Consider the following 23,601-nt stretch of genomic DNA (forward strand, 5'->3'; position numbering starts at 1 on the left):
ATGGCGGCATGCCCGAGATCGCCCCGCACATCGCGCACATGCCCGGCTCGGGAGTGCGCCACATCCTCGAGCGTGCGCTGCGACGGCCCGGCACGATCATCCTCGCGGTCGGCGAGCCGGGCGAGGTCGCAGCCGGCCGGATCCGGGATGCCGCGGCGGACGCCTGGCGGGCCGGCGCCATCCGCTACACGCCCAATGGCGGTATCCCTGCCCTGCGAGAGGCGATCCGCGGCAAGCTCGCGCGTGAGAACGGCCTCGATGTCGACACGGAGCAGATCTGGGTCACCGTCGGCGCCACGCAGGCGCTGCACCTCGCGATGGCACTCGCGCTGTCGCACGGCGAAGAGGTGCTGGTGCCGGATCCCGGCTACACCACGTTCACGATGAACGCCCACCTGCTGCAGGCCGTGCCCGTGCCCTACCCGCTGCGTCCGGAGCGCGACTTCCAGCCGGATCTCGCGGAGCTCGAGTCGCTCGTCACGCCGCGCACGCGTGCGCTCATCGTGAACACGCCCTCCAACCCGCTGGGCTCGACCTTCGATCGTCCGACGCTGGAGGCGCTCATCTCGCTGGCGGAGCGGCACGATCTGTGGCTCCTCAGCGACGAGGTGTACGAGCGCTTCACATGGGGGGCCCCGCACGTGAGTCCGGCGACGCTGGATCGCGACGGTCGGGTGCTCTCGGTCTTCTCGATGTCGAAGACGTACGCGATGACGGGCGCCCGCGTCGGCTGGCTCGTCACCCCTCCCGGTTGGCGGCAGACGATGCTGCGCGTGCAGGAGTCCGTCGTCAGCTGCGTCGACGAGCCGGCGCAGCGGGCCGCGGCCGAGGCGCTCACCGGCGACCAGGGCGCCGTGTCGCAGAGCGCTGCGCACTACCGCGACAATCTCGCCGCCGCGACGGCGCTGCTGTCGGCGCGGGGACTGCGCCACCTCGCACCCACCGGCGCGTTCTACCTGTGGATCGACGTCTCGCACGTCTCGCAGGGCGATGTCATGGCGTGGTGCGAGCGATTCCTCGACGAACAGGGCGTCGCCGTCGCGCCCGGGAGCGCGTTCGGCGCATCGGGGGAGGGCTGGATCCGCGTCTGCGTGGCCAGCGACCGAGGCGAACTGCTCGAGGGCCTGAGCCGATTGCCCGCACCCGCCTGACGCGCGCCGGTCGCGGTGCGCGGAGCCCGCTCGCCGGGCGCCCCGCCGCCACAGCCTGGCGACGCGCAGAGTCTCGGCATCCCGCACCCGTACAATCGTCTGGACATGTCACCCCGCGCCCTGAAGCCCCTCGAGCCCTCCGCCACGCCGCCCGAGCTGATCCGCAACTTCTGCATCATCGCCCACATCGACCACGGCAAGTCCACGTTGGCCGACCGCATGCTGCAGATCACCGGCGTCGTCTCCGACCGCGACATGCGTGCGCAGTACCTCGACCGCATGGACATCGAGCGCGAGCGCGGCATCACGATCAAGTCGCAGGCGGTGCGGATGCCGTGGGCGACCGGCGACCAGACGTTCGCGCTGAACATGATCGACACGCCCGGCCACGTCGACTTCACGTACGAGGTCTCGCGGTCGCTCGCGGCGTGCGAGGGCGCGATCCTGCTCGTCGACGCGGCGCAGGGCATCGAGGCGCAGACGCTCGCGAACCTGTACCTGGCGCTCGAGAACGACCTGCACATCATCCCCGTGCTCAACAAGATCGACCTGCCTGCGGCCGACCCCGACAAGTTCGCCGCCGAGCTCGCGAACCTCATCGGCGGCTCGCCCGACGATGTGCTGCGCGTGTCGGGAAAGACCGGGATGGGCGTCGAGACTCTCCTCGACCGCATCGTCGAGCAGATCCCGGCACCCAAGGGGAACGCGGATGCCCCCGCCCGCGCCATGATCTTCGACTCCGTGTACGACTCCTACCGCGGTGTGGTGACCTACGTCCGCATGGTCGACGGCAAGCTGGAGCCGCGCGAGCGCATCCAGATGATGTCGACGAAGGCCACGCACGACCTCCTCGAGATCGGCGTGTCGAGTCCCGAACCCGTCCCGACGAGGGGGCTCGGCGTCGGCGAGGTCGGCTACCTCATCACCGGTGTGAAGGACGTCCGCCAGTCCAAGGTGGGCGACACCATCACCACCGCGCGCAAGCCCGCCGTCGACGCGCTCGCGGGCTACACCGATCCCAAGCCGATGGTCTTCTCGGGCGTCTACCCGATCGACGGCAGCGACTACGGCGACCTGCGCGAGGCCCTCGACAAGCTGAAGCTCTCTGACGCCTCACTGCAGTACGAGCCCGAGACGTCGGTCGCGCTGGGCTTCGGCTTCCGCTGCGGCTTCCTGGGGCTGCTGCACCTCGAGATCATCACCGAGCGCCTCGCGCGCGAGTTCGATCTCGACCTCATCACGACCGCACCTTCCGTCATCTACGAGGTCACCACCGACACCGGCGAGCAGGTGACGGTCACGAACCCCAGCGAGTACCCCGACGGCCGGGTCGCCACGGTGAGCGAGCCCGTCGTCAAGGCCGCCATCCTTCTGCCGAAGGACTACGTCGGCACCGTCATGGAGCTGTGTCAAGGGCGCCGCGGGCAGCTGCTGGGCATGGAGTACTTCAGCGAGGAGCGCGTCGAGCTGCGCTACAACATGCCGCTCGGCGAGATCGTGTTCGACTTCTTCGACCAGCTGAAGTCCCGGACGCAGGGCTATGCGAGCCTCGACTACGAGCCCGCGGGCAGCCAGGAGGCCGACCTGGTGAAGGTCGACATCCTGCTGCAGGGCGACAAGGTCGACGCGTTCAGCTCGATCGTCCACCGCGAGAAGGCCTACGCCTACGGCACGATGATGACCGAGCGCCTGCGCAAGCTGATCCCGCGCCAGCAGTTCGAGGTGCCCATCCAGGCGGCCATCGGCGCGCGCATCATCGCCCGCGAGAACATCCGCGCCATGCGCAAGGACGTCCTCGCCAAGTGCTACGGCGGCGACATCACGCGCAAGCGCAAGCTCCTCGAGAAGCAGAAGGAGGGCAAGAAGCGCATGAAGATGGTCGGTCGCGTCGAGGTCCCCCAGGAGGCGTTCATCGCCGCGCTCTCGGGTGACGTCGAGGGAAAGGGCGCCAAGTAGGCTGGTCTGCATGCGTCGAGGAACCTTCCGTGACGACACCGTCGACTACGCCGCCGTCGGGGCGACGCAGGCGCCGGATCTGATGCACTACCCGCCGGAGCGCAGCCTCCCGGCGGAGCAGTCGTGGCGCATCGGCAGCGGGGAAGCCAGATTCCGTGCCGCCGGCGAAGCGCTGCTGTCGTGGACCGCCCAGCGCGGCGCAGGCCTCGAGCTGAGCGACGTGCGCCCCGCATCGGGCCCGATGTACTCGGGCGTCAGCTTCGATGCCGAGGGCACGCCGGTCGCGCCCAGCCGCTCGGAGGCTGAGCAGCGCTTCGACGCGGACGGCACGCCGTACGTCAGCGCGGGCACGACCATCCGCGTCGACGGACGCGTCAAGGGCCTGCGCGCCGACGCCGAGCTCCGTGTCATCTTCGCCGTGGAGGAGCCCCGTCGCGTCGGCTTCGCGCTCGGCACGGTGAGCGACTCGGTCGTCAGCGGCGAAGAGTCGTTCATGCTCGACTGGTACGACAACGACGAGGTGTGGTTCACGGTGCGGGCGTTCGATGCGCCGCGCGCGGTCCTCTATCGCGTGCTGCCCGGGCTCACCAAGCGCCGTCGGCGCGAGCTGTTCTCGCGGTACCTGCGCGCCATCTCACCGCTCTACACGACCCCCGCGTGAGCCGCTGATGGGCTCCGCTCTTCCGCTCGGCGAGCCTGTTCCCGCGGACGGCTCGCTCCCGTCGGGCATCCGCATCGATCCCGCGACCGATTTCGGCGTGTACCTGCACGTGCCCTTCTGCCGCGTCCGCTGCGGCTACTGCGACTTCAACACGTACACGGCGTCCGAGCTGCGGGGCGCGCGCCAGGACCAGTACGCCGACACGCTCCTGACCGAGATAGCGCTGGCCGCGCCGGTGCTCGAGCGCGCGGGCGGAAACCGCCCGGCCACGACGGTGTTCTTCGGCGGCGGCACGCCGACGCTGCTGCCCCCGGGCGATCTCGCTCGCATGCTCGGCGGCGTCCGCGACACCTTCGGCATCGTCGAGGGCGCCGAGGTGACGGTCGAGGCCAACCCCGACACCGTCTCGCCGGCGGTCGCGGCCGAGCTGGCGGCATCCGGCGTCACCCGGCTCTCGATCGGCATGCAGTCCGCCGTTCCGCACGTTCTCGCGGCGCTGGATCGCACGCACGACCCCGAGAACGTCCGCACCGCCGTCGCGGCCGCCCGAGACGCCGGTCTCGACGTCAGCGTCGACCTCATCTACGGCGCTCCCGGTGAGTCGCTCGCGGACTGGCACTCGTCGCTCGAGGCCGCCATCGCGCTGGAGCCCGACCACATCTCGGCCTATGCCCTGATCATCGAGGACGGCACCAAGCTCGCGCGCCAGATCCGCCGCGGCGAGGTCGCCGCGCCCGACGACGATCTGCAGGCCGACATGTACGAGCTCGCCGACGACCTGCTCGCGGGCGCGGGGTTCGACTGGTACGAGGTGTCGAACTGGGCCCGCGACGCCGCGCACCGATCTCGGCACAACCTCGCGTACTGGGTGGGATCGGACTGGTGGGGCTTCGGACCCGGGGCCCACAGCCACATCGGGGGAGTGCGGTTCTGGAACGTGAAGCACCCCGCGGCGTACGCGCAGCGGCTGGCCGCGGGCGAGTCGCCCGCCGCCGGACGTGAGACCCCGGATGCCGATGCCCGAGCGCTCGAGAGCGTGCTGCTGCGCACACGGGTCCGGGAAGGGCTCCCGGTCGGCGAACTGCAGGGCGAGGGGCGACACGCGGTCGCCGCGCTCATCGCGGACGGCCTCATCGATGGTCCGACGGCGTTGCGCGGGCGCGTGGTGCTGACGCGACGGGGACGCCTGCTGGCGGACGCCGTCGTGCGCGCGCTGACCGAGTGACCACGCGCGGCGCCCCGCCGCGGCTTCGCCGGGCGCGGCGTCGTTCGGCGATCCTGACGGGGTCATCGGATAGAATTGGCACTCCAGTCATGCGAGTGCCAGACGCCCTGGTGCCGACAGCAGCGTGAGGAGGCGGAATGGTCAGCGAGCGAGGTCTGCAGGTACTGCGGGCGATCGTCCAGGACTACGTCGACACGCGTGAGCCGGTCGGCAGCAAGACGATCGTCGAGCGGCATGCGTTCGGCGTATCCGCGGCGACGATCCGCAACGACATGGCTCTGCTGGAAGACGAGGAGCTCATCGTCGCGCCCCACACGTCGTCGGGACGCGTGCCGACCGACAAGGGCTACCGCGTCTTCGTGGACCACCTCGCCGAGATCCGCCCGCTCTCGTCGGCGCAGCGCTCGGCCATCGCGTCCTTCCTGGACGGCTCCGGCGATCTCGACGACGTGCTCGTGCGCACCGTGCGCGCCCTCACGCAGCTCACCGGTCAGGTCGCGATCGTCCAGTACCCGTCGTTCGCCCGCGCCAACGTCACGCACGTCGAGCTGGTCCAGCTGGGCGCGGGACGGATGCTGGTGATCGTCGTCACCGACACCGGCCGCGTGTCGCAGCGGCTGACCTTCGTCGGAGAGGACTTCGACGACACCGACCTCGCGCACATCCGCGCCCGCCTCGGCACGCTGCTGGTCGGCCGGCCCGTCCGCGAGGGGCTCCAGCGCATCGCCGAGCGGCTCGAGGTGCCGGATGCGCAGGCACCCGCGCACGAGCGAGCGACGGACGAGATCATCCGCGCGGTCGCCGAAGAGCTCGAGGAGTTCCGCCAGGACAGGCTCGTGATGGCCGGCAGCGCGAACCTCGCGCGGAGCGAATCCGATTTCCGCGGCAGCATCTACCCCCTCCTCGAGGCGATCGAGGAGCAGGTGACCCTGCTGCGGCTGATGGGCGAGATGGTGGCCGACGAGCAGGGTCTCGCCGCGAGCATCGGCCGCGAGAACGAGGCGTTCGGCCTGGCCGAGGCCTCCGTCGTGGCCAGCGACTACGACGCGACGGGATCCCTCGCCCGCGTCGGTGTGCTCGGCCCGACGCGCATGGACTACCCCACGAACCTCGCGACGGTCCGTGCCGTCGCGCGCTACCTCACGCGGATGCTCGAGCAGGACGACAACTCCCGCTGACGCTGACGCGCATCATCGATTCCGCGGCGGCGCCGCGGCAGGAAGGCGAAAGTGGCTGACCACTACGAGGTCCTCGGCGTCGCACGCGACGCCACCACCGACGAGATCAAGAAGGCGTATCGCAAGCTGGCCCGACAGCTGCACCCGGATGTGAACCCCGGCGAGGACGCGTCCGAGCGGTTCAAGCTCGTGACGCACGCGTACGACGTGCTGAGCGACCCCGATCAGCGGGCCCGGTACGACATGGGCGGGAGCGAGTCGCCTTTCGGCGGCGCCGGCGGCTTCGGCGGCTTCAACGACATCTTCGAGACCTTCTTCGGCGCGGCCGGCGGCTCGCGTGGCGGGCGCCCGCGATCGCGGCGTGAGCGCGGGCAGGACGCCCTCGTACGTGTGACGCTCGAGCTCGGCGACGTCGTGTTCGGCACGCACCGCGACATCGAGGTGGACACCGCGGTGCTCTGCGAGACCTGTCAGGGATCGTGCTGCCAGCCGGGGACGAGCCCCGTCACGTGCGACATCTGCCACGGCACCGGAAACGTGCAGCGGCAGGTGCGGAGCCTTCTCGGCAACGTCGTCACGACGCAGCCCTGCAACGTGTGCCAGGGTTACGGCACCACGATTCCCTACCCCTGCGCGACCTGCCAGGGTCAGGGCCGCGTGCGCGCGCGCCGCACGGTGTCGCTCGACATCCCCGCCGGCGTCGAGACCGGCCTGCGGCTCCAGCTTCCCGGCTCGGGCGAGGTCGGCCCCGCCGGCGGCCCGAACGGCGACCTCTACATCGAGGTCACCGTCTCGCCCCACGAGGTCTTCAGCCGCGACGGCGACGACCTGCTCGCCACGCTCGAGGTGTCCATGCCCGACGCGATCCTGGGCACCACGACGACGATCGAGTCGCTCGACGGTGCGGTGGACCTCGAGGTGCGGCCGGGGGTGCAGGCCGGCGACATCCTGACGATCAAGGGTCGCGGCATCACCCCGCTGCGCGGCTCGCAGCGCGGAGACCTGAGGGTGGGCGTGCATGTCGTGACGCCCACGCGCCTGGACCACAAGGAGCGAGCCCTCATCGAGGAGTTCGCCAAGCGGACCAAGGCGCCCGCCCCGCGGCTCTCGGAGTTCCACCAGGGTCTGTTCGCCAAGCTGCGCGACCGGTTCCGGAACGCCTGACCGGTGGCCCTCCACTTCCTCCTCGACGGGCCGGCGGGTGCGCCGGGCGACGCGGTGAGCCTCACCGGGGCCGAGGCGCACCACGCCTCCAGCGTGCGGCGGGTGCGCGTCGGCGAAGAGGTGACACTCGGCGACGGCCGCGGCGCCTGGCTCACCGGCGTCGTCGAATCGGTGGCACCTCGCGAGGTCGTGGTGCGCATCCGCGAGCGGGCGGATGCCGCGCAGCCGAGTCCCCGCGTGGTGCTCGTGCAGGCGCTGGCCAAGGGCGACCGCGACGAACTGGCGGTCCAGGCGGCGACCGAGCTCGGGGTCGACGAGATCGTCCCGTGGCAGGCCGCACGAAGCGTCTCGCGGTGGGACCTGGCGAAGGCGGCGAAGGGCCGTGCGCGCTGGGCGACGATCGTGCGCGAGGCTGCGAAGCAGGCCCATCGTGCCTGGGTCCCCGAGGTGGCGGAGCTCACCACGACCGCGGGGCTCGTGCGCCGGGCCGCGGCATCCCGCATGCTCGTGCTCGAGCCGACCGCGTCCGAGCCGCTCAGCGCCCTCGCGATGGAGTCCGGCGACGAGCGCGACGTCGTGCTCGTGGTCGGCCCGGAGGGCGGGATCGCACCCGACGAGCTCGATGCCTTCGCCGACGCCGGAGCGCGCCTGGTCCGGCTCGGCGACACCGTGCTGCGCACATCGACGGCCGGCCCGGCGGCCCTTGCGGTCGTCAGCACCGCGCTCGCACGCTGGTGAGTGGTATCGACAGTCCCATCGACCGCTCCGCGAGCCCGTCGAACGGCCCCGTCGCTAGACTTGCGGCATGAGCGAGCCGTCGATCTTCACGCGCATCCGCAACGGAGAGATCCCGTCCGAGATCATCGCAGAGACCGAGAATGCGTTCGCGATCCGCGACATCGCGCCGCAGGCGCCCCTGCACCTGCTGGTGATCACCAAGACCGAGGAGTACCGGAACGTCGTCGAGCTCGCCGCCGGCGATCCCGAGCTGATGGCAGAGCTCGTCGGCCTGGCGAACACCCTCGCCGCGGAGCATTCGGACGGGGACTTCCGCCTCGTGTTCAACACCGGCCCGAACGCGGGCCAGACCATCTTCCACGTGCACGCCCATGTGCTCGCGGGAGGCCTCGAAGAGAAGAGTGTCGGTGCCTGATCAAGACGGTCATGAGACCGTGAGCGACCGCGTCTACGCGGATGGGGTCGCGATGGTGCAGCTGCTGGGTCCCCAGGATCGCCTGCTGCGGGTCGTCGAACGGGAGCACCCCGGTGTCGACGTGCATGTGCGCGGCAACGAGATCACGCTCACGGGCGAGGCCGACGCCGTCGCCGCGGCGCGGTCGCTCGTCGACGAGCTGCTGGCGATGACGAAGGCGGGGCACGCGCTCGGCGAGGCGGACGTCACCTCGTCGAACCGCATCCTGCGCACGGAGGGCGGTCCGCGGCCGTCCGAGGTCCTCGGCGAGGCGATCCTCTCGTCCCGCGGCCGGGTCATCCGCCCGAAGACGCTGGGCCAGAAGGCGTACGTCGACGCGATCGAGGAGAACACGATCGTGTTCGGCATCGGTCCGGCCGGAACCGGCAAGACCTACCTGGCGATGGCAAAGGCCGTTCAGGCGCTGCAGCGCAAGGAGGTCAGCCGCATCATCCTGACGCGTCCCGCGGTCGAGGCGGGGGAGCGGCTCGGGTTCCTCCCCGGCACGCTCACCGACAAGATCGACCCGTACCTGCGGCCGCTGTACGACGCGCTGAACGAGATGATGGACCCCGAGCTGGTGCCCAAGCTGATGGCGACGGGCACCATCGAGGTGGCGCCGCTGGCGTACATGCGCGGACGCACGCTGAACGACTCGTTCGTCGTGCTCGACGAGGCCCAGAACACCACGCCCGAGCAGATGAAGATGTTCCTCACCCGGCTCGGCTTCGGCACGCGCATGGTGGTCACCGGTGACATCACGCAGATCGATCTGCCGCAGGGGTCATCGGGACTGCGCCTCGTGACCCGCGTGCTGGGCGACATCGACGACATCCACTTCGCTTACCTCACGAGCGACGACGTGGTGCGGCACACGCTCGTGGGACGGATCGTCGACGCTTACACCGTGTACGACGAGCACCGCCTCGCGGCACGACGGGAGCGGGACGAGGCATCCGAGTTCGCCAACCGCGCGGAGCGCCGCGCCGCCGTACCGCGCACCGGCGGACCCCGTGACCACCTTCCGAAGCGAGGACGCTCATGACCATCGAGATCGGCAACGAATCCGGGATCGCCGTCGACGAGACGGTGCTGCTGCGGCTGATGGAGCACAACTTCGCGGAGCTGCACGTGAGCCCCGACGCCGACGTCGCGATCCTCCTCGTCGACGAGGGCGCGATGGAAGCGCTGCACGTGCAGTGGATGGACGAGCCCGGTCCCACCGACGTCCTCAGCTTCCCCATGGACGAGCTCCGCCCGGGCACGGAGGACGCCCCGACGCCCCCCGGACTCCTCGGCGACATCGTGCTGTGCCCGCAGGTCGCCGAGGCGCAGGCGGTGGCGGCGAAGCACTCGACGCTCGACGAGCTGATCCTCCTCACGACGCACGGCCTGCTGCACCTTCTCGGCTTCGACCACGCCGAGCCGGAGGAGGAGCGCGAGATGTTCGGACTGCAGCGGGAGCTCATCACCTCGTTCCAGGCGTCCGAGCGCCGACGACCGCGCGCATGACCGCTGCCCTCCTTCTCGTCGCGGCGGCGCTGCTGCTCGCGTTCGGCGCCCTGATGGTCGCCATCGACGCGGCGCTCAGCGTCACCTCGCGCGCCGATCTCGCCGAACTCGCCGCAGGGGACCGCAATGCGGAACCGCTGCGCAGGATCGCGGCCGACCCCGACGCCCACGCCAACGCGGTGATCTTCATCCGCGTCCTCGCCGAGACGACCGCGGCGGTGCTCGTGACGGTCGCGTTCACCGACCTCTTCAACAACATCTGGTGGGCGATGCTCGCCGCGGCGCTCCTGATGACGGGAGTGTCGTACGTCATCGTGGGCGCGAGCCCGCGCACCGTCGGCAGGCTCCACGCCAAGGCGCTCCTGCGCGGTGCCGCGCCGGTCATCCGCGGCGTGCGCATCATCCTGGGTCCGCTCGCCCACGGCCTCGTCGCACTCGGCACCCGCATCACGCCCGGTGCCTCTCGCGGGTCCTCGTTCGCGTCCGAGGAGCAGCTGCTCAGCATCATCGACGAGGCCGCCGAGAATGAGCTCATCGAGCAGGACGACCGTGAGCTCATCCACTCGGTCTTCGACTTCACCGACACCTTCGTGCGGGCCGTCATGGTGCCGCGCACCGACATGGTCACCGTCGATGCCTCGGCATCCACGCGCGAGGCGATGTCGATCTTCCTCGAGAAGGGCGTGTCGCGCGTTCCCATCGTCGACGACGACGCCGACGACGTCGTGGGGGTGCTCTACCTCAAGGACCTCGTGCAGTTCGCCTTCCGCGACGAGTCGGGGTGGCGCGATGCCCCGATCAGTCGCATCGCCCGGCCGGCGGTCTTCGTCCCCGAGTCGATGAAGGCCGAGACCCTGCTGCAGCAGATGAAGCGCGACGCCGTGCACGTGTGCCTCGTCGTCGACGAGTACGGCGGCGTGTCGGGGCTCGTGACCCTGGAGGACCTCATCGAGGAGCTCGTCGGCGAGATCTCCGACGAGTACGACCCCCGTGCCGAGGAGGTCACCGAGCTCGAGCCCGGTCACTACCGGGTGAGCGCACGCCTCGGACTCGACGAGGTCGGGGACCTCTTCGGCCTCGATCTGGAGGACGAGGACGTCGACTCGATCGGCGGGCTCCTCGGCAAGGCGCTGGGCCGCGTGCCGCAGCCCGGCGCGACCGCAGAGTACGCCGGACTCGTGCTCACCGGAGGCGCGTCGCGCGGACGCGGACGCGGGATCTCGACGGTGTTCGTCGAACGCGGCGCACCCACCCTGGACATGGGCCGGCCGCGCACCGGCGAGATCCGCATTCCGAGCCCTCGCACCGGCGAGGTACGGCTGCCCAAGAAGGAAGACACCCCATGACCGACAACGACGCCATGCCGGCTTCCGAACCCGCCGCCGTCCCCGCCTCTGCCCAGGCCTCAGGGCCCGCCGACGGGCGTTCCGGCTTCGTCACCTTCGTCGGCCGCCCGAACGTCGGCAAGTCCACCCTCACGAACGCCCTCGTCGGCGAGAAGGTCGCCATCACCAGCGACAAGCCGCAGACCACGCGGCGCGCGATCCGCGGCATCGTGAACCGCCCCGGCGGCCAGCTGGTGATCGTCGACACCCCGGGCCTCCACAAGCCCCGCACCCTCCTCGGGCAGCGTCTGAACGACCTCGTCGAGCAGGTGCTGGGCGATGTCGACGTGATCGGCTTCTGTGTTCCCGCGACAGAGAAGGTCGGCCCCGGCGACCGCCGCATCGCCGAGTCGCTGGGCGGCTACGGCCGGGCGAAGAAGGTCGCGATCGTCACCAAGACGGATGCCGCGTCCCGCGACCAGATCACCGAGAGGCTGATCGAGGTCGACCAGCTGCGCGAGGACTGGGCCGCTGTCATTCCGCTCTCCGCACTCACCCGCGATCAGCTCGACGTGCTGACCGACGAACTGCTCGCACTCATGCCGAAGGGCCCCGCGCTCTACCCCGACGGCGTCGTCACTGACGAGTCGACCGAAGACCGCATCGCCGAGATCATCCGCGAGGCGGCGCTCGAGGGTGTGCGCGATGAGCTGCCGCACTCCATCGCCGTCACGATCGAGGACATCTCCGAGCGCGACACCGGGTCGATGACCGACATCCATGCGAACCTCATCGTCGAGCGCGACAGTCAGAAGGCGATCATCATCGGCCACAAGGGCTCACGCCTGCGCGACGTCGGCGCGCGTGCCCGCGCGCAGATCGAGCCGCTGGTCGGCACGCAGGTCTTCCTGAAACTGCACGTGCGCGTCGCGAAGGAATGGCAGCGCGACCCGAAGCAGCTGGGCAGGCTCGGCTTCTGACATGGCGCGACGGTGGATCGCCCCGACGTGGGGGAGTCCAGACGGGTGGGAGTTCGTCACAAGCGACGTGCCCGCGCCCCGCACCGGCGAGGTGACGCTCCGCGTGCATGCCGCCGGCGTCAATCCGGCCGACTACAAGCACGTCGCGGTCAAGCGGCCCGGCCTCACACCGCCCATCCCCATCGGCTACGAGGTGTCGGGGGTGGTCACCGCGATCGGTCCCGATACGCGTATCGTCTCGGGCGACGTACGCGTGGGTGATGAGGTCGTCGCGTTCCGGGTGCAGGGGGGGTACGCCACCGAGCTCACGGTGGCGGCGACCAAGGTGCTCGCCAAGCCGCCGACCCTCGCCCACGAGGCGGCCGCGAACCTCCTGCTGGCCGGCTCGACGGCATCCGAGATGCTCCATGTCACCAGGGTGAGCGCGGGCGACACCGTGGTGCTGCACGGCGCCTCCGGAGGCGTCGGCGTCAGCGTCCTCCAGCAGGCTCGTCTGCTCGGTGTCCACGTGGTCGGCACGGCTCGTCCGTCGAGCTTCGACCGCGTCCGTCGCTACGGCGGCCTCCCCGTGGCCCACGGCCGGGGAGTCGTCGAGAGGATCCGAGATGCCGCGCCCACCGCCGTCGTGGCGGCCCTCGACGCCGTGGGCACCGACGAGGCCGTCGACGCCTCGCTCGCCCTCGTCAACGATCCCGCGCGGATCGTGACCATCGCGGCGGCTCAGCGGGCAGCCGCCGAGGGCATGACGGCGATAGCCGGATCGCGGCCCGACAGCTCGGCCTACAGGGACAGCGTCAGAGCGGAGCTCCTCGCGCTGGCCGGCAGCGGGCGGCTCGAGGTACCCGTCGCGCGCACATATCCGCTCGCCGAGGCGCGAGAGGCCTTTAGGTTCCTCGCTGAAGGGCATCCCGGAGGAAAGATCGCCCTTCTGCCCTGACCAGTCCGCGACCCGAAGCAGCGGCCTGCTCGGGTTCTGACAGCCCGACGCCTGTTGTGATGACGGGATCAGCCGCCCGTCGGCGTCATCGCCGACCGGATGACGACGGTGTCGTCGCCGAACTCCGCGTTCGCGGCATCCTGCCAGCTGCCGTCGTCCCAGACGACGTCGACCCAGAGCCACCCGTCCTGCGGGTGGGAGCTCAGGTATGCGTCGCCGAGGCGGTCGGGGAGCTCCTCCTGGATGGCGGTGAGCGTCGCCTCGTCGCCCGCTCCCGGCTCGCCGCCGGTCGGGTCTTCGGGCCGGATCGGGTCGTACAGGGCGAGCTGGATCGGCGGCTGGGTCATGGTGAATGACGTGCCGTCGTATGCGCCGCGCACGGCATAGGCGCCCCAGGTCACGTCGCCCGACGACTCGGCACCCTCGACGCCGTCCCAGGTCCAGTCCTCGAGCGGGATCCCCGTGCACTGCGGCGGATACGACTCCGCCACCGGACCCAGACAGAGCTGCACCTCGCCGGCGGTGTCCAGCACGGTGCCGGTCGTGGTGACCTCGCCCTCGGGCGGCACCGGTGTGATCGCCCCGAGGGCGGCAGGCGGGGGAGTGCTCGCAGGATCCGCGCCCGCGCACGCGACGGCGACGAGCCCGACGAGGACGGCGGTGGCAGCGGTGCCGAGCGGGCGGCGGAGACCTCTCATACCTCGATGGTGTCGCGCGCAGCCCGATCGTCTCAGAAGCGGATGCCGCGGCACGCGTGTCCGGGCGGTTCGCGCTGCGCGCAGAACCGGGTGTAGCCTGGTGCCATGCGCTTCGGCCGGCTTCTCCTTCTTAGCCGCCGCGACGAGACCTCGTTCTAGGGCCTTCCTCGTCGCGGAGCTTTCGCCTGGCCCGCATCATCAGGCATCGAGCCACCCCGATCGGGTTGACGGCTCGAGACAGACGAGAGAAGCGATCGATCATGAAGAACAATCAGAAGCCTTCGGGCATGCCGGTTCACAAGTATCTGCCGTTCCACGAGCAGTTCACCGTCGAACTGCCGGACCGCACCTGGCCGGACCGGCGCATCACGACGGCACCCCGCTGGTGCGCGGTCGATCTGCGCGACGGCAACCAGGCGCTCATCGACCCGATGAGCCCCGAGCGCAAGCGGGTCATGTTCGACCTCCTGGTGCGCATGGGCTACAAGGAGATCGAGGTCGGCTTCCCCTCCGCGAGCCAGACGGACTTCGACTTCGTGCGTCAGCTCATCGAAGAGGACCTCATCCCCGACGACGTGACGATCCAGGTGCTGACGCAGGCGCGTGCGCACCTCATCGAGCGGACCTACGAGTCGATCGCCGGCGCGAAGCAGGCGATCGTGCACCTGTACAACTCGACCAGCGTGCTGCAGCGCGAGGTCGTGTTCCGCACCGACGAGCAGGGCATCATCGACATCGCGCTCGAGGGTGCGCGGCTGTGCCGCGAGTTCGAGAAGCGCATCCCTGAGACGCAGGTGTTCTACGAGTACTCGCCCGAGAGCTACACCGGCACCGAGCTCGAGTTCGCTGTCGACGTGTGCAACCAGGTCATCGAGATCTTCGAGCCCACGCCCGAACGCAAGGTCATCATCAACCTGCCGGCGACAGTCGAGATGGCGACTCCGAACGTCTACGCCGACTCCATCGAGTGGATGAGCCGTCGGCTCGCGCACCGCGAGAACGTGATCCTCTCGCTGCACCCCCACAACGACCGCGGCACCGCCATCGCCGCGGCGGAGCTCGGCTACATGGCCGGCGCCGATCGCATCGAGGGCTGCCTGTTCGGCAACGGTGAGCGCACCGGAAACGTCGACCTGGTCGCGCTCGGCATCAACCTGCTCACGCAGGGCATCGATCCGCAGATCGACTTCAGCGACATCGACCAGGTCAAGCGCACGGTCGAGTACTGCAACCAGCTGCCGGTGCACGAGCGCAGCCCGTGGGCGGGCGACCTGGTGTTCACGGCCTTCAGCGGATCGCACCAGGACGCGATCAAGAAGGGCTTCGAGGCGATGGAGGCCCGCGCTGCGGCAGCCGGCGTCACCGTCGACGAGATCGACTGGGCCGTGCCGTACCTGCCCATCGACCCCAAGGACCTGGGCCGCTCCTACGAGGCCGTCATCCGCGTCAACTCGCAGTCGGGCAAGGGCGGCGTCGCCTACCTGCTCAAGACCGACCACTCGCTCGACCTGCCGCGCAAGCTGCAGATCGACTTCTCCGGTGTGGTGCAGGCCAAGACCGATGCCGAGGGCGGCGAGGTCACCAGCGACCAGATCTGGAAGATCTTCACGGACGAGTACCTGCCGTCGGAGGTCGCCGACGAGCGCTGGGGCCGCTTCGAGCTGCTGGCGACGAGCACGCGCAGCGACCTGTCGGGCGATGTCGCCCTCGACATCACGCTGCGTGACGGCGACGAGCGCTTCGAGGCCTCCGGCCGCGGCAACGGCCCCGTGGCGGCGTTCCTCGAGATCGTCCGCGCGCAGGGGTTCGACGTCACGCTGTACGACTACGTCGAGCACGCCCTCAGCGCCGGCGGCGACGCCCAGGCCGCCGCGTACATCGAACTTCAGGTCGATGGCGAGCGCCTGTGGGGCGTCGGCATCGACTCTGACATCTCGACCGCATCGCTCAAAGCGATCGTGTCGGGCGTGAACCGCGCCATCCGCACGCGGGAGCGCTCAGGGGCCCTCGCGGCCGTCTGAGCGCGAACCGTCGACGGGTGTGCGCGGGTGATCCCCGCGCGCGCCCGTCGGTGTGCGTCCGGGCGGCGGTGAGCCGGTCGATCAGGGCTTGACGATCGGGATCGTCGATGTCTCGACGGCGACCTTGCGGCGATACAGGGCGCGCTGCTCCGGCAGCGAGATGTCGAAGATCACCGCGAGCAGCCGGATCACGGTGGTGACCGCGATACCCACGATCGCCGCGATCACCAGATCGAGCCCGAGTGCGTTCGCGACGGCGAGGACGAGGCACCCCACTCCGGCGGCGACCGCGTACAGCGAGCCGACGTGCATGATCGCCACCGGGAGGCCCATGATCATGTCGCGCAGGATGCCGCCGCCGACAGCCGCGCACACGCCGACGAACACGGCCGGAACGAGGGGCAGGCCGAGCGCGAGCGCCTTGCTGGTGCCGAAGGCTCCGAACAGGCCGATGACCAGGGCGTCGAGGCCGACGATGACGGCGTTGAGTCTCTGGAAGAGACCGGCGAGCAGCATCCCGAGCAATGCCGCGCCGGTGGCCGTCAACAGGTACCAGTTGCTCTGCAGCGTGACCGGCGTGACGTTGAGCAGCAGGTCGCGGATGAGGCCGCCGCCCATCCCGACGACGATCCCGATGATCGCGACTCCGAGCAGGTCGAGTCGGCGCTGCCCGCGGAACCCCGAGGCGAACAGGGCGCCCTGGATTCCGCCGAGTCCGACGGCGGTGAGATCCGCCCACAGCGGGATCACGAAGATCGGCTCGTCCACCCCTCCATTCTCGGGGCGCGTCATGGGATGTGCGTGCGCACCGCCGTCATGAACCCGTCCAGGTCATCGACCCAGAGCCGGACAGCGTCGACCTCGGCGACGGTGTCGCCGAGACGCACGGCCACCGGACGCTCGAGGATGACGAGGACGTTGGTCTCGTCCTGCATACGCAGGGCAAGGGTGCGTCCGTGCGGCTCGTCGCGTATCTTCGGAGCCTTCTCGAGCACATCCCGGGACTTCTCGACGCTCGCCACGGCCGCCCACGGCAGGTCGATGTCGACCTCGGCGCCGGAGCGGGCTCGGATGCCTTCAGGACCGACGGCGTGCGGACGGGTGAGGAAGCCCAGCAGGAGGCCGATCATCCACGTCACGCCCCAGATGCCGGCGGCGAGGAGGGGGATGCGCACCCACGGCCAGTCGTGGACGATCAGGTCGACGATCGGAATCTCGATCGCCGAGAGGACGATGAAGATCACGAGGATCGTCAGCACGGGGGAGTGGTACGAGAAGCCGGATGCCCCGCGCGGGACCCGCGGGCGGCGGAACAGCCAGCGGTAGAGGCTCTTCCACACGCCGATCTCGGCGCGCCACGCGGCGCGCGCCAGCTTCGCGATCCGCGCCCGGAGCGAAGTGCGCGACACGGGCGTCGACGTGACGTCGGTCATGCGTGATCCTCCCGCTCGCGCTGTGCCCCCTCGTGCTCGGCGATCAGGTGCTCGAGCCGGCCGCGCACGTGGTCGATGCCGCGGACCAGCGCGTCGACGGTCGCGGCGTCGAGGCCCTCGACGAGGGCGGCACCGAGCTCGGTGTGCTCGAGGTCCATCGCCTCCATGAGCGCGCGCCCGCGATCGGTCAGGTGGACCAGCACCGCGCGCCGGTCGGTGGGGTGGGGCTCGCGCCGCGCGAAACCCGTCGCGTCGAGGGCATCGACGAGCGTCGTGATGTGGCGCGGAGTCACATCGAGCGCCTCGGCGAGCTGCACCTGCGTGGCGGGCCCGCCGTGATGGAGCACCCACAGCAGATGCGTGCGTGGCGCGGTGAGCCCCCGGCGGTCGAGCTCGCGCTCCTGATCGGCCTGGAGGACCTGCGTCAGCGCCAGCAGCGAATCCAACACGTGTGTTCCCGACATAGTGTACAGACTACATGATGTCGTCGGGTGTTGACCGCGACCACGGGTGTTGGGATCCTTGCGGGGGGCTCACGCGGCACTGGGGAGAGGTGATGGCGATGGCGATGTCCGATCGCGCAACACGGGCGAAGGCGACGGTCGACGTCGTGACGGCGTACTTCGCACGAATCCAGGCGACGGCCGACGACCCGGACGCTCTCGACTTCACCTTCGGCAACCCGCACGAGCTGGCCCTTCCGGGGCTGACGGCGGCGATTCAGGCGCAGGTCGAGCCGCGGTCGGTGGACTGGTTCGCCTACAAGACGAGCGAGGGGGTTGCCCAGGAGACGATCGCAGCGGGCCTGCGCACCGAACTCGCCCTCGAATTCGAGCCCGACGACATAGCGATGACCCAGGGCGCTTTTGGCGCGCTCTCGCTGGCGTTCGCGCTGCTGGCGGACGCGGGCGACGAGGTCGTCATCCCCGTGCCCGGATGGTTCTGCTACGAGCCGATGCTCCAGGCCGCGAACCTCATCCCCGTCCGCGCCCCGCTCGATCCCGAGACGTTCGATCTCGACATCGACGCGATCTCCCGTGCGATCGGCCCGCGCACGCGGCTCGTCGTCGTCAACTCCCCGGCCAACCCGACCGGGCGCGTCTACTCGCGGGACACATGGCAGGCGCTCGCGGACGTGCTCGACGAGGCCTCACGCACGCACGGTCGCCGCATCTGGCTCATATCGGACGAGTCGCATCCGCTTCGACGGCATCCACTTCGCGAGCCCCGCCGGCTCGTACCCGTGGACCGTCATCGCCTACAGCTACGGCAAGGTGCTGCTGGCACCGGGGCAGCGCCTCGGGTACCTCGCGCTCTCGCCGCTCATCCCGCCGGCCGAACGGGACGAACTGCGCGCCGCGCTCTTTCCCCTGGGACTCGCGATCGGATGGGGATTCCCCGACGCCGTCATGCAGTACTCCGTGCCGGCGCTCGAGTCGGTGTCGCTCGACATGGCCGAACTCGCCCGGAAGCGGGATCGGCTGTTCGGCGCGCTCACCGACGCGGGCGTGCGCGTCACCCGCCCCGAGGGCACCTTCTACCTGTGGGGCGAAGCGCCGGGCGGCGACGCGGCGGTCTTCTGCGATGCCCTCGCTGCGCGCGGGATCTACGTGATGCCCGGGACGCTCTTCGACCAGCCGCGCCACTTCCGGATGTCGCTCACCGCCACCATGGAGACCATCGACCGGGCGCTGCCCGATCTCACGGAGGTCGCCGCGGCCCTCAGCACCACGGCGGCCGGGGCGTCAGCGCCCGCGCCGGGGAGACGGCATCCATAATTGACGGGTGCCCACCTACCGCGATGAAGTCGTGGTCCTGCGCACCCACAAGCTGGGGGAAGCCGACAGGATCGTGACGATGCTCAGCCGTCGCCACGGCAAGCTGCGCGCGGTCGCCAAGGGGGTGCGTCGCACCTCGTCGCGGTTCGGCGCGCGGCTCGAGCCGTTCATGGTCGCCGATGTGCAGCTGTACCAGGGCCGGTCGCTCGACATCGTGCAGCAGGCCGAGTCGCTGGGCTCCTACGGCGCCGAGATCGTCGCGCACTACGACCGCTACACCTCGGCTCACGCGATGGTGGAGGCTGCCGACCGGCTGAACGAGGCCGAGGCGACGCCGCAGCAGTATCTGCTCCTCGTCGGCGGGCTGCGCGCGCTCTCGCGCGGCGAGCACGCCTCGCGCAGCGTGCTGGACTCCTACCTCCTCCGCGCGATGGCGCTCTCGGGGTGGGCGCCCGGACTCGGCGAGTGCGCCCGGTGCGGACGCAGCGGCCCGCACGACACGTTCGTCGCACAGCAGGGCGGCATCATCTGCCGCGACTGCGCCCCGACGGGTGCGGCTCGCGTGGACGCCGCGACCGTTTCGCTTCTCCAGTCGCTCATGGCGGGTGAGTGGGACATCGTGGATGCCGCATCCGCCGGCTCGACGGCGGCCGCGTCGGGGCTCATTGCGGCCTACGCCCAGTGGCACCTGGAGCGCGGCATCCGTTCGCTCTCGCACGTCTCAGCCCCGCAGGAAGGCAGCCGGTGACCCCGAAGCCCTACACGCATCGCGACGCGGTGCCGTATCGCCCGCTGGACTGGACCGGTGTCCACCCGCCCGCGTATCCGCGGGGGGCGGTGCCGAATCACGTGGCGATCGTGATGGACGGCAACGGCCGCTGGGCGAACCGCCGGGGTCTCACCCGCATCGAGGGGCACAAGGCCGGCGAGGCCGCGCTCCTCGATGTCGTCGCCGGCGCGATCCAGGCCGGCGTCAAGCACCTGTCGGTGTACGCGTTCTCCACTGAGAACTGGTCGCGCTCGCCCGAAGAGGTGCGCTTCCTCATGGGGTACAACCGCGACGTGCTGCATCGTCGGCGCGACCAGCTCAACGAGTGGGGCGTGCGGATCCAGTGGGCAGGACGCAAGCCGCGACTGTGGTCGAGCGTGATCAAGGAGCTGCAGTTCGCGGAGCGGCTCACTGCGGGCAACGACGTACTGACCCTGACCATGTGCGTCAACTACGGCGGACGGATCGAGCTCGTCGACGCGATGCGCTCCATCGCCGACGACGTCGCGGCCGGCAGGCTCAAGCCGTCCGCCGTGTCGGAGAAGCTCATCCAGCGCCGGCTCTATCGTCCCGACATGCCGGACGTCGACCTGTTCCTGCGCTCCAGCGGCGAGCAGCGCACCTCGAACTTCCTGCTGTGGGAGTCGGCCTACGCCGAGTTCGTCTTCCTCGACACGCTGTGGCCGGACTTCTCGCGGGAGGACCTGTGGCACGGCATCGATGTGTACCTCGGTCGCCATCGGCGCTTCGGCGGAGCGGTCGATACGCCGGACGCGTCCGCCTCCTGAGCCCGCGCGCATCGACGGGGGTATCCAGCGCGCCCCAGCGCCCTCATCATTGACGTGAGCCGCGTACGCGGCCGGTCAGGAGGCGCATCGTGGCGCTGTCACGACCTGGGGTCGGCATCGCGACCCTGAGCATTGCGGTCCTGCTCGCCATCGCGGGCTGCGCCGGCCCCGCGACGCAGACGGATGCCGGGCGCACGGTGTCGGCGAGCCCCTCACCTTCGCCCACTGAGACGGACGACGGGGAGAACGGGACGCCCGATCCGGACGGGGAAGAGGATCCTGCTCAAGACCGGGTCCGGACCGGACCCGTCGCGCAGTACGGTGGTCCCGCCTACGGCGACCAAGGCGTGGCCGAGGTCGTCGAAGCGGGCGTATGGTGCAAGACCATCGCGGTGTTCTGGGGCGGAACGGTTCCCGAGGGCGTGCGGTTCACGTTCCAGCACGCCGTCACCGATCGCGGCGGACTCCAGGTCGAAGGCGGGGTGTGCGGGTCGCGCGGCGCCGATCGCTCCTGTCTGGGGATGACCGTCGGCGCCGACGACTCCCAGCTCACCTGCAGCCTCGTGCTGCGTCCCGATGCGAGCTTCCAGGACGGCACGTCGATCCGGTTCGAGGGCACGCTCGAGTGTCCGACATCGGAGATCTGCGACATCGTCGTGGCCCGCGACGTCCAGCCCGGGCCGGCCATCGTCGTCGTAGACCCTGAGGGAGAGGGGGAGGACGAGCAGCAGCAGGATCAGGATCAGCAGGATCAGGACCAGCAGGATCAGGACCAGCAGGATCAGGACCAGCAGGATCAGGACCAGCAGGATCAGGACCAGCAGGACCAGCAGGATCAGGACCAGCAGGATCAGGACCAGCAGGACCAGCAGGATCAGGACCAGCAGGACCAGCAGGATCAGGACCAGCAGGATCAGGACCAGCAGGACCAGCAGGATCAGGACCAGCAGGATCAGGACCAGCAGGACCAGCAGGATCAGGACCAGCAGGATCAGGACCAGCAGGATCAGGACCAGCAGGACCAGGGCGAGGGACAGGCCTGATGGCCAGGCGCTCTCGCACCGTTCAGAGCCGCACCGCTGCGGGGAGCGCACCCGAAGCGGAGCCCTCGCCGCCACCCGACGAGCCGTCGACAGTCGAACCCGGCCTCGGCTTCGAGAAGTGGATGGGGTTCCTGTCGTCGTTCGTCGCGCCGCTGACGCTCGTCACGGCGCTGCTGTTCTACTTCGGCTACGTGTCCACGCGTGAGTTCTTCCGCTACTTCGGTGTCGACGTCGACATCATCGGCCTGAGCACGCAGGAGTTCGTCATGCGCAGCCCCGGGGCGCTCTTCATCCCCGTCATGGTGCTCATGCTGCTGGCCGCGGGGGCGATCGTCGGCCATCGCGTGCTGCGGCGTCGGCTCGGCGAGCGACCACGGACCACCCAGCGGCGTGTCATCGCCGCCATCGCATGGACGGGGATCGGCTTCCTGCTCGCCGGCCTCGTATCGGCCTTCCTCCTGCCCATCCTCGGCGACTGGGTGTGGGGCCAGCTGCTCACCCCTCTGTTCCTCGCCCTCGGCGCTGGGCTCACGGCCTACGCCGCATCGACCGTGCGCGCCCTCGGCGGCGCAAACGTGAGCCGCGCGGTGGTCGTGCTCCTCGTGCTCGTGATGGTCGCCGGCACCTTCTGGTCGACGGCGACCGTCGCCCAGTGGTGGGGGCTCGGCCAGGCGCGCTCGCTCGCCTCCGATCTGAGCACCCTTCCAGCCGTGGTCCTGGACACCACAGAGCGGCTGTACCCGGGCAACGATGACATCTCGTTCCAGCAGCTGGGCGACGGGTCTCCCACCGAGGGCGACGCGGGTGCGGCTGCCACGTTCGGCTACCGCTACTTCGGCCTCCGTCTCCTGGCGCAGGGTGGGGGCAGGCTGTATCTCGTGCCAGACGCGTGGTCTCCGGATGCCTCGACGATCGTGGTGCCGTACGACGACGTCCGCGTCAGGTTCCGGTTCATTCCCGACGCCGACCCGCCCACGTCATGAATATCCGCAGGAATAGACGATCGCGCCGATGCGGTTGTCTTCAGCATGACGGACGCCATCAAGATCGACGTGTGGAGCGACATCGCCTGCCCCTGGTGCTACATCGGCAAGCGCAACCTCGAGAACGGGCTGGCCGCGGCATCCGCGGATGACGACGCCCCCGCCGTGGAGGTGACGTTCCACTCGTTCGAGCTGTCGCCCGACACGCCCGTCGACTTCGAGGGCGATGAACTCGACTTCCTCGCGAAGCACAAGGGGATGCCCCGCGAGCAGGTGCAGCAGATGCTCGAGCGCGTCACGGGCGTCGCCGCCGATGCGGGGCTGGAGTATCGTTTCGACCTCCTCAAGCACACCAACACCGTCAAGGCCCACGAACTGCTCCACTTCGCGAAGGAGCAGGGACGCCAGCACGAGCTCGCCGAGCGACTCATGGCGGCGTACTTCACCGAGGGCCGGCACCTCGGGCGCGAGGACGAACTCGTCGACCTGGCCACGGATGCCGGCCTCGACGCCGACGCCGCGCGCGAGGCCCTGCAGAGCGGCCGCTACCTGGATGCCGTCCGCGCCGACCAGGCGCAGGCAACGGCGTACGGCATCAACGGTGTGCCGTTCTTCGTGATCGACGGCAAGTACGGCGTGTCGGGCGCGCAGCCCGCTGAGGCGTTCGCGCAGATCGTCCGCCAGGTCTGGTCCGAGCACCGCGAGCCCGCGGGCGTCGACGCCTGACCTCATGCGCACCCGGAACGGGCCCGCCGCGAATCATCGCGACGCGCCCGTTCGCCGTCTCTGGTCAGCGGTCCTCGACGG

24 protein-coding genes and 1 pseudogene are annotated in these 23,601 nt (G+C 70.1%); 21 read left to right on the plus strand and 4 right to left on the minus strand.

The window, feature by feature from the left end:
* Positions 1-8 precede the first annotated feature (8 nt).
* The 13 genes from MRBLMI12_RS15805 to MRBLMI12_RS15865 all read left to right on the plus strand — a co-directional run bounded on the left by MRBLMI12_RS15805 (position 9) and on the right by MRBLMI12_RS15865 (position 13,281).
* Entirely contained in the window at positions 9-1,151 is a 1,143-nt protein-coding gene (locus MRBLMI12_RS15805) for a pyridoxal phosphate-dependent aminotransferase (protein WP_363357312.1), read from the plus strand.
* Positions 1,152-1,256: 105 nt separating this feature from the next.
* Positions 1,257-3,107: a translation elongation factor 4 gene (gene lepA, locus MRBLMI12_RS15810; RefSeq protein WP_363357313.1), complete on the plus strand. Its 1,851-nt coding sequence runs from the start codon at positions 1,257-1,259 to the stop codon at positions 3,105-3,107.
* A gap of 10 nt (positions 3,108-3,117) precedes the next feature.
* Positions 3,118-3,768: a DUF1990 family protein gene (locus tag MRBLMI12_RS15815; protein ID WP_363357314.1), complete on the plus strand. Its 651-nt coding sequence runs from the start codon at positions 3,118-3,120 to the stop codon at positions 3,766-3,768.
* Positions 3,769-3,775: 7 nt separating this feature from the next.
* Positions 3,776-4,993 carry a radical SAM family heme chaperone HemW gene (hemW, locus tag MRBLMI12_RS15820; RefSeq protein ID WP_363357315.1) on the plus strand — a complete coding sequence of 406 codons (1,218 nt, stop codon included), beginning with the start codon at positions 3,776-3,778 and terminating at the stop codon, positions 4,991-4,993.
* A 137-nt stretch (positions 4,994-5,130) separates the two neighbouring features.
* Positions 5,131-6,171 (plus strand): heat-inducible transcriptional repressor HrcA, encoded by a 1,041-nt coding sequence (gene hrcA, locus MRBLMI12_RS15825; protein ID WP_363357316.1) that lies wholly within the window; start codon positions 5,131-5,133, stop codon positions 6,169-6,171.
* A 51-nt stretch (positions 6,172-6,222) separates the two neighbouring features.
* The gene (gene dnaJ / locus MRBLMI12_RS15830) at positions 6,223-7,335 is read left to right on the plus strand and encodes a molecular chaperone DnaJ (RefSeq protein ID WP_363357317.1); all 1,113 of its coding nucleotides are present in this window, start codon (positions 6,223-6,225) and stop codon (positions 7,333-7,335) included.
* 3 nt (positions 7,336-7,338) lie between these two features.
* Positions 7,339-8,073, plus strand: coding sequence for a 16S rRNA (uracil(1498)-N(3))-methyltransferase (locus MRBLMI12_RS15835; RefSeq protein ID WP_363357318.1), 735 nt, complete (start codon positions 7,339-7,341; stop codon positions 8,071-8,073).
* Between the two features lie 67 nt (positions 8,074-8,140).
* Positions 8,141-8,488 (plus strand): HIT domain-containing protein, encoded by a 348-nt coding sequence (locus tag MRBLMI12_RS15840; protein WP_363357319.1) that lies wholly within the window; start codon positions 8,141-8,143, stop codon positions 8,486-8,488.
* Between the two features lie 52 nt (positions 8,489-8,540).
* Positions 8,541-9,572 (plus strand): PhoH family protein, encoded by a 1,032-nt coding sequence (locus MRBLMI12_RS15845; RefSeq protein ID WP_363357638.1) that lies wholly within the window; start codon positions 8,541-8,543, stop codon positions 9,570-9,572.
* Positions 9,569-10,039 carry an rRNA maturation RNase YbeY gene (ybeY, locus tag MRBLMI12_RS15850; protein WP_349427444.1) on the plus strand — a complete coding sequence of 157 codons (471 nt, stop codon included), beginning with the start codon at positions 9,569-9,571 and terminating at the stop codon, positions 10,037-10,039. Before MRBLMI12_RS15845 ends, ybeY begins: the two co-directional genes overlap by 4 nt.
* Positions 10,036-11,385 (plus strand): hemolysin family protein, encoded by a 1,350-nt coding sequence (locus tag MRBLMI12_RS15855; RefSeq protein WP_349427445.1) that lies wholly within the window; start codon positions 10,036-10,038, stop codon positions 11,383-11,385. The genes ybeY and MRBLMI12_RS15855 overlap by 4 nt, the downstream gene beginning before the upstream one ends.
* A gap of 14 nt (positions 11,386-11,399) precedes the next feature.
* Positions 11,400-12,344 (plus strand): GTPase Era, encoded by a 945-nt coding sequence (gene era, locus MRBLMI12_RS15860; protein ID WP_349428963.1) that lies wholly within the window; start codon positions 11,400-11,402, stop codon positions 12,342-12,344.
* A gap of 1 nt (position 12,345) precedes the next feature.
* Positions 12,346-13,281, plus strand: coding sequence for an NADP-dependent oxidoreductase (locus MRBLMI12_RS15865; protein WP_363357320.1), 936 nt, complete (start codon positions 12,346-12,348; stop codon positions 13,279-13,281).
* Positions 13,282-13,349: 68 nt separating this feature from the next.
* Here MRBLMI12_RS15865 and MRBLMI12_RS15870 read toward each other — a convergent pair whose 3' ends face one another.
* Positions 13,350-13,979, minus strand: a complete 630-nt coding sequence (locus tag MRBLMI12_RS15870; protein ID WP_349427446.1) for a hypothetical protein — start codon at positions 13,977-13,979, stop codon at positions 13,350-13,352.
* A 260-nt stretch (positions 13,980-14,239) separates the two neighbouring features.
* Between MRBLMI12_RS15870 and leuA the strand changes: the two genes are divergently transcribed.
* Complete coding sequence (gene leuA / locus MRBLMI12_RS15875; RefSeq protein ID WP_363357321.1) at positions 14,240-16,000, plus strand: 2-isopropylmalate synthase; 1,761 nt, start codon at positions 14,240-14,242, stop codon at positions 15,998-16,000.
* 81 nt (positions 16,001-16,081) lie between these two features.
* Here the strand turns inward: leuA and MRBLMI12_RS15880 are convergent, their stop codons facing one another.
* Genes MRBLMI12_RS15880 through MRBLMI12_RS15890 form a run of 3 tightly spaced genes read right to left on the minus strand, consistent with a single transcriptional unit; the run spans position 16,082 to position 17,897 of the window.
* A complete protein-coding gene (locus MRBLMI12_RS15880; protein ID WP_363357322.1) occupies positions 16,082-16,768 on the minus strand; it encodes a trimeric intracellular cation channel family protein in 687 nt (228 codons plus the stop codon).
* Positions 16,769-16,788: 20 nt separating this feature from the next.
* Positions 16,789-17,433: a hypothetical protein gene (locus MRBLMI12_RS15885; protein WP_363357323.1), complete on the minus strand. Its 645-nt coding sequence runs from the start codon at positions 17,431-17,433 to the stop codon at positions 16,789-16,791.
* On the minus strand, positions 17,430-17,897 hold the full coding sequence (locus tag MRBLMI12_RS15890) for a MarR family winged helix-turn-helix transcriptional regulator (RefSeq protein WP_349427450.1): 468 nt from the start codon (positions 17,895-17,897) through the stop codon (positions 17,430-17,432). The genes MRBLMI12_RS15885 and MRBLMI12_RS15890 overlap by 4 nt, the downstream gene beginning before the upstream one ends.
* A gap of 104 nt (positions 17,898-18,001) precedes the next feature.
* Here MRBLMI12_RS15890 and MRBLMI12_RS15895 point away from each other — a divergent pair.
* The 7 genes and pseudogenes from MRBLMI12_RS15895 to MRBLMI12_RS15925 form a co-directional block, all read left to right on the plus strand.
* Positions 18,002-18,571, plus strand: a pseudogene (locus MRBLMI12_RS15895) (aminotransferase class I/II-fold pyridoxal phosphate-dependent enzyme); the annotation flags it as partial.
* A gap of 136 nt (positions 18,572-18,707) precedes the next feature.
* The gene (locus tag MRBLMI12_RS15900; protein ID WP_363357324.1) at positions 18,708-19,211 is read left to right on the plus strand and encodes an aminotransferase class I/II-fold pyridoxal phosphate-dependent enzyme; all 504 of its coding nucleotides are present in this window, start codon (positions 18,708-18,710) and stop codon (positions 19,209-19,211) included.
* A gap of 7 nt (positions 19,212-19,218) precedes the next feature.
* On the plus strand, positions 19,219-19,959 hold the full coding sequence (gene recO / locus MRBLMI12_RS15905; RefSeq protein WP_349427452.1) for a DNA repair protein RecO: 741 nt from the start codon (positions 19,219-19,221) through the stop codon (positions 19,957-19,959).
* Positions 19,956-20,768 carry an isoprenyl transferase gene (locus MRBLMI12_RS15910; RefSeq protein WP_363357325.1) on the plus strand — a complete coding sequence of 271 codons (813 nt, stop codon included), beginning with the start codon at positions 19,956-19,958 and terminating at the stop codon, positions 20,766-20,768. The genes recO and MRBLMI12_RS15910 overlap by 4 nt, the downstream gene beginning before the upstream one ends.
* 89 nt (positions 20,769-20,857) lie before the next feature.
* Positions 20,858-21,811: a hypothetical protein gene (locus tag MRBLMI12_RS15915; RefSeq protein ID WP_363357326.1), complete on the plus strand. Its 954-nt coding sequence runs from the start codon at positions 20,858-20,860 to the stop codon at positions 21,809-21,811.
* Positions 21,811-22,794, plus strand: coding sequence for a hypothetical protein (locus MRBLMI12_RS15920; protein WP_363357327.1), 984 nt, complete (start codon positions 21,811-21,813; stop codon positions 22,792-22,794). Before MRBLMI12_RS15915 ends, MRBLMI12_RS15920 begins: the two co-directional genes overlap by 1 nt.
* Before the next feature lie 45 nt (positions 22,795-22,839).
* Positions 22,840-23,520 (plus strand): DsbA family oxidoreductase, encoded by a 681-nt coding sequence (locus MRBLMI12_RS15925; RefSeq protein WP_349427456.1) that lies wholly within the window; start codon positions 22,840-22,842, stop codon positions 23,518-23,520.
* Positions 23,521-23,601 lie beyond the last annotated feature (81 nt).

It is taken from the genome of Microbacterium sp. LMI12-1-1.1, from assembly GCF_040676455.1.
In the GTDB taxonomy this organism is placed as follows: Bacteria; Actinomycetota; Actinomycetes; order Actinomycetales; family Microbacteriaceae; genus Microbacterium.